Source organism: Mesorhizobium sp. WSM4810, assembly GCF_055811235.1.
Genome location: NZ_JBVVQV010000018.1, coordinates 58,835 through 73,779 on the forward strand (window position 1 = coordinate 58,835; position 14,945 = coordinate 73,779).

Below are 14,945 nucleotides of genomic sequence, written 5' to 3' on the forward strand. Positions count from 1 at the left end.
GCTCTAAAAGAAAAATCTTGATTATGCAATTCATGTTTCATAAGCGGGGCCGGCAACTGAATTGCGAGAGCCCAATGATTTTGAAATCGATATTTGCGGCCGCGGTCGCGCTCGCGGCCTTGATGCCGCTTACCCCAGGCGCGCGCGCCGAGACCGTCACCGACATTGCCGGCCGCAAGGTCGAGGTGAAGACGCCGGTCGAGAAGGTCATCCTCGGCGAAGGCCGGCAGATCTACCTGATCGCCGCGCTCGATACCGACAACCCTTTCAAGCGCATCGTTGGCTGGCGCGAGGATTTCTCCCAGGCCGATCCGGACAATTACGCCGTCTATCTGGAAAAATTCCCGTCGATGGCGGCGATACCGACCTTCGGCGGTTTCAAGGACGGCACCTTCGACATCGAGCAGGCCATCGCACTTGACCCGGACGTGATGATCATGAACATCGAGTCCAAGCAGGCAACCGAGGACGCGCAATACATCGAGAAGCTCGCCGCCGTCGGCATTCCGGTGGTCTATGTCGATTTCCGCGAGCAACCCTTCACCAACACCGAGCCGAGCATGCGCCTGATCGGCAAGCTGCTTGGCCAGGAACAGCGGGCCGAGGCGTTCATCGCCTACCGCGCGGCCCAGATCGCGCGCGTCACCGATGTGATCGCAGAGAAGAACCCCAAGCGCCCGACCGTGTTCATCGATCGCGCCGGGGGCTATTCCGATGATTGCTGCATGAGCTTCGGCAACGACAATTTTGGCAAGTTCGTCGACATGGCCGGCGGGGCCAATATCGCGGCCGACCTGATCCCGGGCACGTTTGGCGCGCTCAATCCCGAACAGATCATCGCCAGCGATCCCGACCAGGTGATTGTGACGGGCGGCAATTGGGAGGCCTATGTGCCGGGCGGCAAATGGGTCGACGTCGGTCCCGGCGCCGACGAAGCCGCGGCACTGAAGAAACTCAGGGGCCTGACCGAGCGGCCCGCGCTGACCGGCATCAAGGCGGTGGAGAACGGGCAGGTCCACGCCATCTGGCACCAGTTCTACAACAGCCCCTATCAGTTCGTCGCCATACAGCAGATGGCCAAATGGCTGCATCCCGACCTGTTCGCCGATCTCGACGCCGAGGCCACCTTCAAGGAGTTGCACGAGAAGTTCCTGCCGGTCGGGTACAGGCCTGGCCATTGGGTCTCGCTCTCCGATGAGCAGTGAACCGGCCGCACTGTCAGCCAAACAAGGGCGCGGGCTCTACCGCGCCCTTGTCCTGCGCAAGCAACTGATCCTGGCGGGGCTCGCCCTGGCGCTGTTGCTGAGCCTCTGCATCGACCTCGCGCTCGGGCCCGCAAGCTATAGCCTCGACCAGGTGGTGCTCGCCCTGGTTTCTCCCGGCAGTGTGCCGCTTCAGGTGCGCGTCGTGTTGTGGGACATCCGGCTTCCCATCGCGCTCATGGCAGTAGTCGTCGGCGCAGCACTGTCGGTCGCCGGTGCGCAGATGCAGACCATCCTCAACAATCCGCTCGCCAGCCCGTTCACGCTCGGCATTTCGGCGGCGGCCAGCTTTGGCGCAGCCCTCGCGCTCGCCTTCGGCGTCGCGCTGATCCCGGCCGCGATCGAATATATCGTGCCGCTCAACGCCTTCGTGGTGGCGATGCTGACCGCGCTCGTCATCCACCTTCTGAGCCTCAAGCGCGGCGTGACGGTCGAAACCATCGTGCTTCTCGGCATCGCGCTCGTATTCACCTTCAATGCGCTGCTGTCGCTCGTCCAGTATCTTTCCTCCGAGCAGGCGCTCGCCGCGGTCGTGTTCTGGACGATGGGAAGCCTCACCAAAGCCACCTGGCCCAAGCTCATCATTACCAGCCTCATCCTTCTTGCAACACTTCCGATATTCGTGCGCCGCGCCTGGGCGCTGACGGCGCTGCGGCTAGGCGAAGACAAGGCCGCGAGCTTTGGCGTCAAGGTCGCACGCCTCAGGCTCGAAACCATGATGATGGTGAGCCTCCTTGCTGCCATTCCCGTCGCCTTCGTCGGCACGATCGGCTTCATCGGGCTTGTCGGTCCGCACATCGCCCGCATGCTGATCGGAGAAGATCAGCGCTTCTTCCTGCCCGCCTCGGCGCTTTCGGGGGCGCTCATCCTTTCGGCGAGTTCGGTTGCCAGCAAGTCGCTCGTTCCAGGCACGATCTTCCCGATCGGCATCGTCACCTCGCTTATCGGCATTCCCTTCTTCATCTCGCTGATCCTCTCGAATGTGAGGCGCTCATGGTAACGATCAGGCTCGATGGTCTCGGAGCCTTCCACGGGGCGCGGCTCGTCCTTTCGGATGTTTCAACTCCCATGTTCCGGGGTGGCGAGGTTGTCGCCGTGATCGGACCCAACGCAGCGGGCAAGTCGACGCTGTTCAAGCGCATCGCAGGACTTCTGAAGGGCCCGGGACGCGTCTGCCTCGAGGGAGCGGTGAAGGGGCCGGACGGCATCTGCTATATGCCGCAGGATACGGCAGCCAACGCGGTGCTGACCGTCTATGAATCGATTCTGCTCGCCCGCAAGCAGGGCTCGGCATGGTCGGTCAGCGACGGCGACCTCGCACTCATAGACGGCATCCTGGCCGCGCTCAGCATCTCGGATCTTGCCTTTCGCAACGTCGGAGAATTGAGCGGCGGGCAAAGGCAGGTGGTAAGCATCGCCCAGACCCTGGCTCGCGAACCTGAAATCCTGCTGATGGACGAGCCGACGTCCGCGCTTGACCTGCACCGGCAGGTCGAGGTGCTGACCTTCATGCGCGGGCTTGCGCGCAAGCACGGAATTGCAGTGCTGATCGCAATTCACGACCTCAATCAGGCCCTGCGCTTCGCCGACAAATGCATCGTCATCGCCGAGGGGCGGATGGTCGCCTGCGGCACGCCGGAAGATGTCGTTACGCCGGCGCTTTTGCGTGGTGTGTACCGCGTCGAGGCCAGAATCGAGCGCTGCTCGCGGGGTATTAGTCATGTCATGGTGGACGGCGTTGCCGCCGAAACGGCAGCGACTGCATCGATAGCAGCCTAAGGCATCTGTGGTCGAAAGCCAAAAGCCTAGAAAATAGATCGAAATTATGGCGTAAATCTTTGAATCAAATACGTTTTCGATCACCATCGCGGCTGCTTTGGCGACGAATGTAGGCATTCACTCACGACCACTGCACGTCCTTCGACGAGCTGCTGTTCTACGAGATACCTTGGGTAGACAGAGGTCATGAAAACGCGCGATAAGGTTAGCCTGCGCTAGATTTAGAGATGGCCGGGGCACCAGATGATGGCACGCCGAATGTGCAACGCAATGCTTGGCTTCGCGGCGCTTGCCATAACCGCGTGCCAATCGGCGCCTGAAACGCCGCGACCCACTGTCGAACCTCCGTTAGGACCTGGACCCATTCCGGCCCAAACCGCCTCGGATCCTGCCGCTGTTCCTTCCGGCTCGGCAATTATTGATCAATCCGTGGCGGTCACTCCGCCTGCCAAGACCGTCCCGACAAAATATGCTGCTTTTTCGGGTCTATGGGCCGGACGATTGGAGGGGATGTATGACGCCAAACTTGCTGTTCAGACGATTTCTTCCAATGGAAAGGTGACGGTCACCTATGCGTGGGGAACTCTGGGCGACAACCATCCGGGAGAGGCCGCCGGCACTGGAAAAATTGTGGGGACTACGTTGAAGCTTGAGCGCCTGCCGAGTGGCGCAGACGTCAGTTTTGTCATGCGGCCCGACAGAACCCTGGCGGGAACCGTCAGGCTTGCCGGCCAGACCTACACGGGCGCGTTCGTCAAGCAATGATCGAAGACATGCCCGGAAGGCTATGTTGCTGTTGCCCGATCAGCCCGCGGCGTTCTTCCATGGGCGCCGACTTCTGATCGAGAGATGACCGCGGGCGATTGGGTTTGTTCGACGCGCGCTTGATCGCCAGTCTAGCCGCTGTTTGCGCTGACCGCGTCACCAAGCACCTTTGTGCGGGGCTGTATGCGCGCGGCGGCAGGCGCGAACACCGAAATCGCCTTCGGGTGGACCTTGAAATGCGCCGGGGTCGAGGTGACGATCTCACCGTCAGTGTTCACCGGCATCGGCCTTTTCGTCTCGATGTCGAACTCGACGCATCTGGCCGTGCGAACCTCGCTCCAGGCGCCGTGCGTGCCCGAGCGGAACGAGCGCAACAAGAGCGCCATCTTCCAGAGATTCGTCATTTCCAGGCTGTACAGGTCGAGATGGCCGTCATCGATCTCCGCCGTCTCCTCGACGACGTTGCCGCCGCCATAGTGGCGGCCGTTGCCGACCGCTATCTGGTAAGTCTCGACTTCGGTCGTTGCGCCCTTTTCGGTAATCCTTGCTTCAAAGTGGCGGGCCTTGGTCAACACTTTCATGGCCGCCAGGGCATAGCCAAACCTGCCGAAACGCTTTTTCAGCGCCGGATCCAGCCCCTGGGCAAGATCGGTGCTGAGGCCGATGCTCGCGACGTTGAAGAAAGCGTGGCCATTGACGGTCCCGATATCGATCAGACGTCGTCCGCCCTCTACTATCACGTCGGCCGCCTTCCCAAGATCCAACGGTATTTCGAGGGTGCGCGCCAGATCGTTCGCCGTCCCCATCGGAATGATGCCCATCGGCAGCCCGCTTTCCATGACCGCGACCGCCGCCGAGGACACCGAGCCATCGCCGCCGCACACGATCACAAGATCGGCCCTATGGCGAAGGCGCACGATGTCGCGTGCTATCTCGGGCAGTGCCTCAAATGTCTCGACGCTGACGCGGAGCCCTCCGGCTTCCAGCCGCTCGACGACCGGTGCGAGAGATTCCTGCCCGCGTCGTGCCTTTGGATTGATGAGTAGAAGCGCGCGTCTGTTCGTGATGTCATTCATGCGGCGTAGATAGGGTGCGTGGCTGCGGATTACGACGTCGACAGGCGCGCCCGGCGAAACAAGCCACAAAATCACGGCTTCGGCAGCCGCTTGTGGAGGTTGAAATTCGGTCCACATAATACTACCGAAAAATGGGTACTACCAAGGTGCGACATGACCAACACAGTCACAGCCAAAGGACAGGTGACCATCCCGAAGCCGGTCCGGGACCTGCTCGGGATCGTTCCGGGCAGCAAGGTTGATTTCCGCCGCACCGATGACGGCAATGTGGTGATTGTGCGTAGTGACATGAAGCAGCCCGCGAGCCGCTTTGCGAAATTGCGCGGCCATGCCGGCAAGGGCCTCGACACCGACGCGATCCTGGCGCTGACGCGTGGCGACGCGTGACGCTGGTCGGCTCGATCCTGTAACGGACGATGCGAACTGGGCGGATTGGTCGATCGTCCGGCTTGAGGCGGCAAGCCTCAATGGGCCGTTGCTGATCAACGATGCGGTCTATGCCGAACTTGCCGTCCGCTATGACCGCACGCCTGTTTCTCGTCCGCTGCTTCGCGCGGCGTGTGCGTAGTCCCCGCGGCTTGGGTCTACGCCATCGTGGCGAAAAGAATTGCAACTCCACCGAGAATAATCCTGGATCGACCGCGTTCTCCCCCAGGTAACAGCGCCCCCTTGGTGACCGGAGAGACCACAATGGAAATTCTTGACTGCGAACGCATCGCGAAGGCCAAGCGGGCTTTCACGACCCGCCGAATTCCCACTGAGCGCATGCGGATGCTGCTTTCGCCTCCCGCCGAACCGAAGGCAGGCGACCTGGTGCTCGCGCGGATCGAGGCGCTCGGTCACCACAAGTCGGTCGAGCTGCCCTCGGGACGCAAGGCGGCACTTGCCGCGACGGACGAAGTCGTCCTGGCCTACGGCAACCGCTACGCCCCTGATCAGTTCGAGGCGATCGTTCCGGCAGATCTCGGACCGTGCCATATGATGGCGGCAGGCGGAGTGGCTTCGCGGGCGTTGGCATGGCACGACAAGACCATGTCTCCGACTGCGATCGTGCCGCTCGGCCTCGTCACCAACTCATGCGGCCGCGTTCTGAACGTTGCAGACTTTGCGGTCGCGCCGCAGCCGGTGCGGCTCACCCCGCCGACAATCGTTGTCTTCGGAACGTCGATGAATTCGGGCAAGACGACAACAGCTGCAAGCCTCGTGCGTGGTTTGACCAGGGCAGGTTTCGCAGTTGGTGCGGCAAAGGTGACCGGAACCGGAGCCGGCAATGATCTCTGGTCGATGATGGATGCCGGAGCATGCGCCGCTCTTGATTTTACTGATGCCGGCTTTGCCACGACCTATCTTGCCCCAATCGATGCCATCGTCGAGGGCGCGCAGCATTTGCTGCATTCTCTTGCCGCCATCGGGGCGGAGATCGCGGTTCTGGAGGTCGCGGATGGGCTATTCCAGTCCGAGACGGCCGCGCTGGCAAAGTCCCCGAAATTCTGCGAGCTGACCGGCGGCGTGCTGTTTGCCGCAGGCGATGCGATGGGGGCGGTGGCGGGCTGCGAAAGGCTGCGCGAGCTTGGATACGACGTGCTCGGGCTCAGCGGGGTCCTGACCTGCTCGCCGCTGGCGCGCCGGGAAGCAGGCGCTGCCAACGTCCTTGTCTATGGCGTCAAGGAACTCACCGATCCGGCGACCGCGGCAAGCATAGTCTCAGGGATGTTGAACCCGCGCCTGATGGTGATCGCTGGAGGTGCACAATGCCTCTACCAGGAATCCTGATCGGCACGCGACTGGTCGCCCTTGCGGTTCTTGTCGCCATCGGCTTTGCCAAGGCCGCCACGTCGCTCGCTCTTGTCGCCATCGTCGGTGCGGCGGTTTCCGGGGAACCGCAGCCGCTCGGGCAGGGCAGGCTGATCGTGGCCAGCCTTTCGCTCGGCATCGCCCTCTTCGCACTCGGGGTGATGCAGCGCCGACAGGGGGCAGCTTTTGCACTGGACTATGTGCGCGAGGTCCGCAGACTGCTGGTCGAGCAACTCTTCGCGTTGCCGCCTGGCGCCGGCCGGACCGGTCTCGGCCTGGTAATGACCCGCCTCGTCACCGACCTCTCCGCCATCAGATCCTGGCTGGCCGACGGCGTGGCTTCCCTCTTTGTTGCGGGTCCTTCCGTCGTTCTCATCGTGGTTGGCGCCTTCTGGCTTGCCCCAGGGGTTGCGCCGTTCCTGCTTTGCGGCGTTCTTGCCTGGTCGATCGTCTGTCTTGTTGCCCTGCCGTTTCTTCACCGGGCCATCCGCGAAAGCCGGCGGAGGCGGGGACGGCTTGCCGGTCGTCTCGGCGACATCGTTGCCGCCCGGGCGGCGTTTGCCCATTTCGGCAAAAGCGGAACGTCCACACGCAAGATCGACCGGATGTCGGAAGCGCTCAACATGTGGCTCGTTCGCCGGGCAGGGTGGTCGGGGGCTGCGCGCGCGTCCAGCGACTTCGTCATGCCCGTGATCGTCGTCATTCTCGTGGCCTATGCGTTTTCGGGCCGCCCGGCGATGCTGGTTGGCGATCTCAGCACGCTATTGCTCCTCGCCGGACTGACGGTTGGCCAGCTTTCCGACCTCGCTCGCGCCGCCGATTATCGGCTTGCCTATGTCGAGTCCCGCCGCCGGATTGCCTCCATCCTGGCAAGGCCGGTGCTTGCGGATGCTGTGAATCCAGTTCCCCTGCCGCGCTCGACGTCAGGCCGGCGGCTGCGCATCGAATTTCATTGCCGAAACGGCACGCCGTCAAAAGTGCTGGATGCCGCGCCCGGCGCCTCGATCCTGCTTGGCGGTGATACGCCTGAAGCACGCAGCGCGCTTTTTTCCAGCATCGCAGGTTTTGAGGAAAACAGCGGCCTGGCGATTTTCCTCGATGACATTCCTGTCGACAAGATTTCGCGGCGCGACCGGCGGCGGGCAATCACCCTTTTGTCGCCGGCGATCCCGTTGGTGCGGGCTACAATGGTCGACAATATAGCCCTGGGAGCGCCCTCAGCGACCCCGCAGGAAGAGATAATCGCCACGGCCTCGCTGTGCGGCCTGGCAGTCGATGGACCGCCAGACAGCGGCCAGAGACTGGAGCCCCCTCAAATCAGTGCCATGCAGGCCGCCCGGATCCGTGCCGCACGAGCGCTGGTTCGATCAGCGGCCGTGCTCCTTATCGACGACATCGATGTCTGCAAGGACCGGGACTTGCTTGCGGCCGTTCTTGCACACGCGCGTGCCGCGCAAACGACAGTGATCGTCTCGTGCGAAGCAGCCACTGCGGGCATGGAATTCGATGATACCTGGCTTCTCGATTGCGAGTGATCGGGAGATTGCCTCGGCGCTGCCACATGTCTTGTTGCAACCATAAATAGTCGCGACTAGCGACATCGATCCACAATATGGATCGCGTTTTCGCCGCAAGTCGCTGATATACAGCCGATCGCATGGCAAAAATCGGTTATGCGAAATAATTGGTCCATGATATAGACCTGTGTGCGAAAATCTGGAATGAGCGGGAGGAGATCGCCTCGTTCCCGATTTCGGCGTGAGCAGGCGTTGTTGCCTGGTCCGAGCGGAGGAGCTTGAAGCATGGCAGCCGCCAGCAACAACACGATGATCATCGATACGCCGGCCGAGGTGCTGGATGCGCGGCCAGGGTCACGGCTGATGTGGCCGGTCGAGGCGGTGGCCTCGATCCTGCTCGTCTTCGTCATCGGTCTGCTGCTCGCCGGCGTCATCTCGCGCTACGTGCTATCGCTGCCGATCGTCTGGATCGATGAGGCCGCCTCCATCTCCTTTCTCTGGCTCGCCATGCTCGGCTCGGCGATCGCCATCGACCGCAACGAGCATCTGCGTCTTACCATCTTCCTCAACCTGATCCCCGAGCGCGGCCGCCACTTCGTGGACGCCCTCGCTTTGCTCGTCGTGGCGACGGTGCTGCTCGCGCTGATCGTGCCGGCAAGCCAGTATGTACAGGAAGAGTGGTACGTCACCTCGGCAGCGCTCAACATTCCGATGAGCTTCCGCGCCTCGGCAATTGTCGCCGGGCTGGCATTGATGTCGGTTATCGCCGTGGGCCACGCGATCCGCGCAGCGACGCTCGCCAACCTGGCCGCCGCTGTCGCAGTGATTGCCGCACTGGCCGTGGTCGGCTGGCTGCTTTCGCCATTGTTCCTCACGCTCGGCTACGCCAACATCGTCATCTTTCTCGTCGGCGTGGTGGCGGTCTGCCTTCTGCTCGGTGTGCCGATCGCTTTCTGTTTCGGCGTCGGCACGATCGCCTTCATCGCCTTCAGCACGCACGTGCCGATGATCGTGCTTGTCGGCCGCATCGACGAGGGGATGTCGAGCCTCATCCTGCTGTCGGTGCCGATCTTCGTCCTGCTCGGCTGTGTGCTCGACGCGACAGGCATGGGCAAGGCGATCGTCGAATTCATGGCGTCGCTGCTCGGCCATGTGAAGGCCGGCATGTCTTACGTGCTGCTGGGCTCGATGTTCCTGGTCTCGGGCATTTCCGGTTCGAAGGTTTCCGACATGGCGACTGTCGCTCCGGCACTTTTCCCCGAAATGAAGCGGCGCGGCCACAAGCCCAAGGAGATGATCGCGTTGCTCGCAACCGGCGCTGCGATGGCCGATACGGTGCCGCCATCGATCGTGCTGATTGTGCTCGGCTCGGTCGCCGGCGTTTCGATCGCCGCGCTTTTCACCAGCGGCTTCGTCATCGCCGTGGTTCTGTTGCTCGTCCTTGCGGTGCTCGCGCGCTGGAAGGCTTCGGGCGAAAGCATGGAAGGCGTACATCGCGCTCCGTTCTCGCTCGTCTGGAAGACGCTGCTCGTCTCCGCCCCCGCACTGGTGCTTCCCTTCCTGATCCGCGGCGCCGTCGGCGGCGGCGTCGCCACCGCCACCGAGGTTTCCACAATCGCCGTGCTCTATGCGCTGGTCATCGGCGCCTTGTTTTATGGCGGCATCGGCGCCAAGAAATTCTACGCCATGCTGGTCGAGACGGCGGCGCTGTCCGGCGCCATCCTGCTCATTCTCGGCACCGCCTCGGCAATGGCCTGGGCGCTGACGCAAACCGGCTTCGCCAACCAACTGGCCATCTACATGACCGACCTGCCGGGAGGCTGGTTCTCCTTCATGCTCGTCACCATCGCCGTCTTCATGGTTCTCGGCTGCGTCCTTGAAGGTCTGCCAGCGATCGTTCTGATGGCGCCGATCATGTTTCCGATCGCCGCTCGGCTGGGTATCAACGACGTGCACTATTCGATGGTCGTCGTGACGGCGATGAACATTGGACTCATGGCGCCACCTATCGGCATCGGCTTCTACATCGCCTGCAAGATCGGCGACGTCTCGCCCGACGAGGCTATGAGCGCCATCTGGCCCTACCTCGGTGCGTTGCTTGCCGGCCTGTTGCTGATCGCCGCCGTCCCGGCGCTGTCGGTAGCCTATCTCTAACCACTCGGATTCAACCAGGAGGAAACACGATGACCATCACCCGCCGCAGCTTGATGATAGGCGCAGCCGCATCCATCCCGCTCGTGAGCACCATCCGCTACGCCGGGGCGCAGGCGGCGGAGTTCAACTACAAATACGCCAACAACCTGCCGCTCACCCACCCGATGAACCTGCGCGCGCAGGATGCCGTCGAGAAGATCCGCGAGGAGACCGGCGGCCGCGTCGCCATCCAGATATTCCCCAGCAACCAGCTCGGCGCCGACACCGACATGCTGAGCCAGGTGCGCTCGGGCGGCGTCGAATTCTTTACGCTGTCGCCGCTGATCCTCTCCACGCTCGTCGCCAATGCCTCGATCAGCGGCATCGGCTTTGCCTTCTCGGACTACGACGCCGTGTGGGCGGCGATGGATGGCGACCTCGGCAAATATGTGCGCGGCGAGATCGAGAAATCGAACCTGGTCGTCATGGAAAAGATCTGGGACAACGGCTTTCGCCAGATCACCAGTTCCGTCGGCCCGATCGAGACGCCCGCTAACCTCGAAGGCTTCAAGATTCGCGTCCCGGTCAGCCCGCTCTGGACCTCGATGTTCACCGCCTTCAAGTCGGCGCCGGCCAGCATCAACTTCGCCGAAGTGTATTCGGCGCTGCAGACGAAGATTGTCGACGGGCAGGAAAACCCGTTCGCCATCATCTCGACGGCCAAGCTCTACGAGGTGCAGCAGTTCTGCTCGGTCACCAACCACATGTGGGACGGCTTCTGGTTCCTCGCCAACAAGCGGGCCTGGGAGGCGATGCCGCAGGACATGCGCGAGATCGTCGCCAGGAACCTCAACGAGGCCGGCGTGAAGGAGCGCGAGGACGTCGCCAAGCTCAATGCCACGCTTGAGCAGGAGCTCGCCGCCAAGGGCATGAAGATCAACCATCCGGATGCGGCCCCGTTCCGGCAGACGCTGAAGGACGCCGGCTTCTACTCCGAGTGGAAGGGCAAGTACGGCGACGAAGCCTGGGCCATCCTGGAAAAGGCTGTTGGCGCCAGCCTGACCTGAGCGCAGGGCAGTTCCCGGGCGGGCAGGGCATGTGGCTCAACCGCCCGATAACTGCCGCGATTTTTGTAAGGAATTCCATGGTGGTCGACCGGCTCAGGGGAAAATCCGCAATCGTCTTTGGCGCCGGGTCGTCCGGACCCGGCTGGGGCAACGGCAAGGCAGCCGCGGTCGCCTTCGCGCGCGAAGGCGCGCGCGTCGCCTGCGTCGATCTCGCTGCGGCGGCCGCCGCTGAAACCGCTGAAATCATCCGCGACGAAGGCAACCAGGCGATCGCGTTGTCGGCCGACGTGACCAATCTGGCCTCAGTCGAACTGGCAGCAGCGGCGGCAATGGAGGCGTTCGGCGCCATCGACATCCTGCACAACAACGTGGGCGTGACCCAAATGGGCGGTCCCATTGAACTCGATGAGGACGCGTTCCAGGCCGCCCTCGATCTCAATATCGGATCGGTCTACCGCACCGCCAAGGCGGTGTTGCCGCATATGCTCAAGGGCGGCGGCGGTGCGATCGTCAATATCTCGTCACTCGCCGCGATACGCTACGTCGGTTATCCCTATTTCGCCTATTATGCGGCCAAGGCCGCGGTGAACCAGGCCACTGTGGCGCTGGCCATGCAATATGCCCGGCAAGGTATTCGCGCCAACTGCATCATGCCGGGCCTGATCGACACGCCGATGATCTATCAGCAGATTTCCAGCCAATACGGCTCGGCTGACGAGATGGTGGCCGCCCGCAACGCCATGGTGCCGATGGGCAGGATGGGAACAGCGTGGGACGTCGCTGCGGCGGCCGTGTTTCTTGCCTCCGAGGAGGCGCGCTTCGTCACCGGCGTTTGCCTGCCTGTCGATGGCGGCCAAAGCTGCGCCGTCTGCGAGCTCCGCTGACCATGGACATGGCGCCGCCCCCAGACCGCGATCAGACCGGCTCGCAGAGCGTCGACCGGGCGCTCAGCCTTCTTTCGATGGTCGGCCGGCACGCCGACCGCGGTGTTTCGCTCTCCGATATCGTCGAGGAAAGTGGGCTCAACAAGCCGACAACGCGCCGCCTGCTGCTGGCGCTGATGCGCGCGGGAATGATCGAGCAGGACGAGACGACGCGGCGCTATTATCTCGGCGAGGAGGCCTACGTGCTGGGCAGCCTCGCCTCGCGACGTTTCGGCCTGCTTCAGGTCTCGATGGAAAGTCTGCTGCGCCTTTCGAAGAAGACTGAGGATGCCAGCTTCCTCTCGGTCCGCCGCGACACATACTCAGTCTGCCTCTATCGCGAGGAGGGGACCTATCCGGTCAGGACCCACGCGCTGCAGGCCGGCTTCGAGCATCCACTGGGCGTCGGCGCCGGCTCGCTCGCCATGCTCGCCGCACTCCCCGACGAGGAAGTGGAAGCGGTGCTTGCCGCCAACGACGCGGTGCTCAAATCCGACTACCCAATGCTGCCGGTCGAGCAGATCCGGCGCGATGTAGAGACGACGCGCGCCAACGGCTATTCGCTCAATCCCGGCCGCATCGTCGCCAATTCCTGGGGCGTTGGGGTTGCGCTTCGCAGCGCCGACGCACGGCCAGTCGGCGCGCTGTCGATCGCGGCGATCGACAGCCGGATGCAGCCGGCGAGGCAAATCGAACTCGTCGGATATCTCATGCTGGAGGCAAAGCGCGTCGAGGAACGGCTTGCCCAGATGTTCGCCTCGCGCGCGCATATGCGCGAGCACCCCACTTTAAAGCCGCGCACCAGGAGGTTGTCACAATGACGGAGGCTCACACCGACGGACGGGCGCATTCCGCGTTAGGAAAGTCGGAATTGGAAAACACCGGGCAGTTGATGGCGACGGCAGCGGCGTCCACGCTTGCTCATGCCGGTGTCGAGCCCTGCGACGTCGCCGCCATCTTCGTCTACGTGTCTTCGCTGGAGCGCGCGAAGTCATGACCATGGCTGCAGGCGGCGTGACGCCTTCCTCCACGCGCGTCATGAACCTCTCGCATTTTTTGACCCAGGCGGCACGCCGCAATCCGCACGATATTGGCTTCGTCTGGCGCGAGCGGCAGTGGACATGGCGCGAGATGGAAGCGCGCGTCAACGCGATGGCCGCTGCACTCCGCGACGCGTTCGGCGTGACAAAGGGCGATCGAATCCTCGTCCAGTCGGCCAATTGCAATCAGATGTTCGAATCTATGTTCGCCTGCTTCCGGCTCGGGGCCGTCTGGGTGCCGGCGAACTACCGCCAGTCGCCGGACGAAGTCGCCTACCTCGCCAAGGCGAGCGGCGCGCGTGGCCTGATCTGCGGCGCGGGCTTCCCGGCTCATGCTGCTGCCTGCCGGGAAACAGCCCCCGGGATCGACTTCGTCCTGTCGATCGGCGCGGCCGACTTCGGCGATGACTACGACGCCGTCGCCGCCCGTTTTGCCGGCCGGACCGTTGCCAGCGTCGCCGTCGATCGCGACGATCCCTGCTGGTTCTTCTTCACCTCCGGCACGACCGGCCGGCCAAAGGCCGCCGTGCTCACGCATGGCCAGATGGGCTTTGTCATCACCAATCATTTGTGCGACCTGATGCCCGCCACGACGCGCGACGACGCCTCGATCGTGGTGGCGCCGCTGTCGCATGGGGCCGGCATTCATCAACTCGTGCAGGTGGCGCACGGCGCCAAGTCTATCCTGCTGCCAACCGACAAGCTCGACGTGCCGACGGTCTGGGCGCTGGTCGAAGAATGGCGGGTGACCAACGCCTTCACCGTGCCGACCATCCTCAAGATGCTGGTCGAGGACGACAGCGTCGACCGGTTCGACCATTCCTCGTTGCGCTATGTCATCTATGCCGGTGCGCCGATGTACCGCGCCGACCAGAAGCGGGCGCTCGAGAAGCTCGGGCCGGTTCTGGTCCAGTATTTTGGCCTGGGGGAAGTCACGGGCAATATCACTGTGCAGCCTCCTTCCTATCATTCCGTCGAGGATGGCCCGCAGGCGCGCATCGGAACCTGCGGTTTCGAGCGCACAGCCATGCAGGTCGAGATCCAGGACGACGCCGGCAATGCCGTCTCGCCGGGCGAAACCGGCGAAATCTGCGTGATCGGGCCTGCAGTCTTCGCCGGCTATTACGACAACCCGCAAGCCAACGCCGCAGCGTTCCGCAACGGCTGGTTCCGCACCGGCGATCTGGGCCACATGTCCGAGGACGGCTTCGTCTACATCACCGGCCGCTCGTCCGACATGTATATCTCCGGCGGCTCCAACATCTATCCGCGCGAGATCGAGGAGAAGATCCTGCTCCATCCCGACATCAGCGAAGCCGCTGTTCTCGGCATTCCCGATCCCGTCTGGGGCGAGGTCGGCGTCGCGGTTTGCGTCGCCCGCGCCGGCGTTGTGCGCGAAACGATCGCGATTGAGCGCTGGCTGGAAGGCAAGCTCGCCCGCTACAAGATGCCCAAGCGCTTCGTGTGGTGGGAGACGATGCCCAAATCGGCCTATGGCAAGATCGCCAAGAAGTTGATTCGCGAAGAGCTGGAGCGCCGCGGCGAGTTGGGACCGTCCGAGCCGAAGCTCTCGGCATGAGGAGCAGGCG

At 63.1% G+C, this 14,945-nt stretch carries 15 protein-coding genes; 14 read left to right on the forward strand and 1 reads right to left on the reverse strand.

All coding sequences use genetic code 11. The features are described from left to right. Positions 1-122: 122 nt before the first annotated feature. The 4 genes from AC0L3O_RS23480 (at position 123) to AC0L3O_RS23495 (ending at position 3,806) form a co-directional block, all read left to right on the forward strand. Positions 123-1,205 (forward strand): ABC transporter substrate-binding protein, encoded by a 1,083-nt coding sequence (locus AC0L3O_RS23480; RefSeq protein ID WP_287258573.1) that lies wholly within the window; start codon positions 123-125, stop codon positions 1,203-1,205. Further along, on the forward strand, positions 1,195-2,262 hold the full coding sequence (locus AC0L3O_RS23485; RefSeq protein WP_027156395.1) for a FecCD family ABC transporter permease: 1,068 nt from the start codon (positions 1,195-1,197) through the stop codon (positions 2,260-2,262). Before AC0L3O_RS23480 ends, AC0L3O_RS23485 begins: the two co-directional genes overlap by 11 nt. Continuing rightward, complete coding sequence (locus tag AC0L3O_RS23490; RefSeq protein ID WP_287258349.1) at positions 2,256-3,041, forward strand: ABC transporter ATP-binding protein; 786 nt, start codon at positions 2,256-2,258, stop codon at positions 3,039-3,041. The genes AC0L3O_RS23485 and AC0L3O_RS23490 overlap by 7 nt, the downstream gene beginning before the upstream one ends. Before the next feature lie 510 nt (positions 3,042-3,551). Next, entirely contained in the window at positions 3,552-3,806 is a 255-nt protein-coding gene (locus tag AC0L3O_RS23495; RefSeq protein WP_167366272.1) for a hypothetical protein, read from the forward strand. Between the two features lie 131 nt (positions 3,807-3,937). Here the strand turns inward: AC0L3O_RS23495 and AC0L3O_RS23500 are convergent, their stop codons facing one another. Then, positions 3,938-4,882 carry a lipid kinase gene (locus tag AC0L3O_RS23500; RefSeq protein ID WP_091589922.1) on the reverse strand — a complete coding sequence of 315 codons (945 nt, stop codon included), beginning with the start codon at positions 4,880-4,882 and terminating at the stop codon, positions 3,938-3,940. 153 nt (positions 4,883-5,035) lie between these two features. On the opposite strand from AC0L3O_RS23500, the gene AC0L3O_RS23505 reads away from it, so the two are divergent. The 10 genes from AC0L3O_RS23505 to AC0L3O_RS23550 all read left to right on the forward strand — a co-directional run bounded on the left by AC0L3O_RS23505 (position 5,036) and on the right by AC0L3O_RS23550 (position 14,935). Then, the gene (locus AC0L3O_RS23505; RefSeq protein WP_287258351.1) at positions 5,036-5,269 is read left to right on the forward strand and encodes an AbrB/MazE/SpoVT family DNA-binding domain-containing protein; all 234 of its coding nucleotides are present in this window, start codon (positions 5,036-5,038) and stop codon (positions 5,267-5,269) included. Then, entirely contained in the window at positions 5,256-5,450 is a 195-nt protein-coding gene (locus tag AC0L3O_RS23510) for a hypothetical protein (protein WP_287258589.1), read from the forward strand. The genes AC0L3O_RS23505 and AC0L3O_RS23510 overlap by 14 nt, the downstream gene beginning before the upstream one ends. Before the next feature lie 122 nt (positions 5,451-5,572). Then, positions 5,573-6,655 (forward strand): P-loop NTPase family protein, encoded by a 1,083-nt coding sequence (locus tag AC0L3O_RS23515; protein ID WP_473616760.1) that lies wholly within the window; start codon positions 5,573-5,575, stop codon positions 6,653-6,655. Beyond that, positions 6,634-8,211: an ABC transporter transmembrane domain-containing protein gene (locus AC0L3O_RS23520; RefSeq protein WP_473475174.1), complete on the forward strand. Its 1,578-nt coding sequence runs from the start codon at positions 6,634-6,636 to the stop codon at positions 8,209-8,211. Before AC0L3O_RS23515 ends, AC0L3O_RS23520 begins: the two co-directional genes overlap by 22 nt. Positions 8,212-8,502: 291 nt before the next feature. After that, positions 8,503-10,347: a TRAP transporter large permease gene (locus tag AC0L3O_RS23525; protein ID WP_031255137.1), complete on the forward strand. Its 1,845-nt coding sequence runs from the start codon at positions 8,503-8,505 to the stop codon at positions 10,345-10,347. Between the two features lie 29 nt (positions 10,348-10,376). Further along, on the forward strand, positions 10,377-11,393 hold the full coding sequence (locus tag AC0L3O_RS23530; protein ID WP_128167878.1) for a TRAP transporter substrate-binding protein: 1,017 nt from the start codon (positions 10,377-10,379) through the stop codon (positions 11,391-11,393). A gap of 80 nt (positions 11,394-11,473) precedes the next feature. Further along, complete coding sequence (locus AC0L3O_RS23535) at positions 11,474-12,277, forward strand: SDR family NAD(P)-dependent oxidoreductase (protein ID WP_287258575.1); 804 nt, start codon at positions 11,474-11,476, stop codon at positions 12,275-12,277. An 8-nt stretch (positions 12,278-12,285) separates the two neighbouring features. Continuing rightward, the gene (locus AC0L3O_RS23540; RefSeq protein ID WP_287172635.1) at positions 12,286-13,137 is read left to right on the forward strand and encodes an IclR family transcriptional regulator; all 852 of its coding nucleotides are present in this window, start codon (positions 12,286-12,288) and stop codon (positions 13,135-13,137) included. After that, the gene (locus AC0L3O_RS23545) at positions 13,134-13,313 is read left to right on the forward strand and encodes a hypothetical protein (protein WP_128167876.1); all 180 of its coding nucleotides are present in this window, start codon (positions 13,134-13,136) and stop codon (positions 13,311-13,313) included. The genes AC0L3O_RS23540 and AC0L3O_RS23545 overlap by 4 nt, the downstream gene beginning before the upstream one ends. Beyond that, on the forward strand, positions 13,310-14,935 hold the full coding sequence (locus AC0L3O_RS23550) for an acyl-CoA synthetase (protein ID WP_473616761.1): 1,626 nt from the start codon (positions 13,310-13,312) through the stop codon (positions 14,933-14,935). The genes AC0L3O_RS23545 and AC0L3O_RS23550 overlap by 4 nt, the downstream gene beginning before the upstream one ends. The last annotated feature ends 10 nt before the right edge of the window (positions 14,936-14,945 follow it).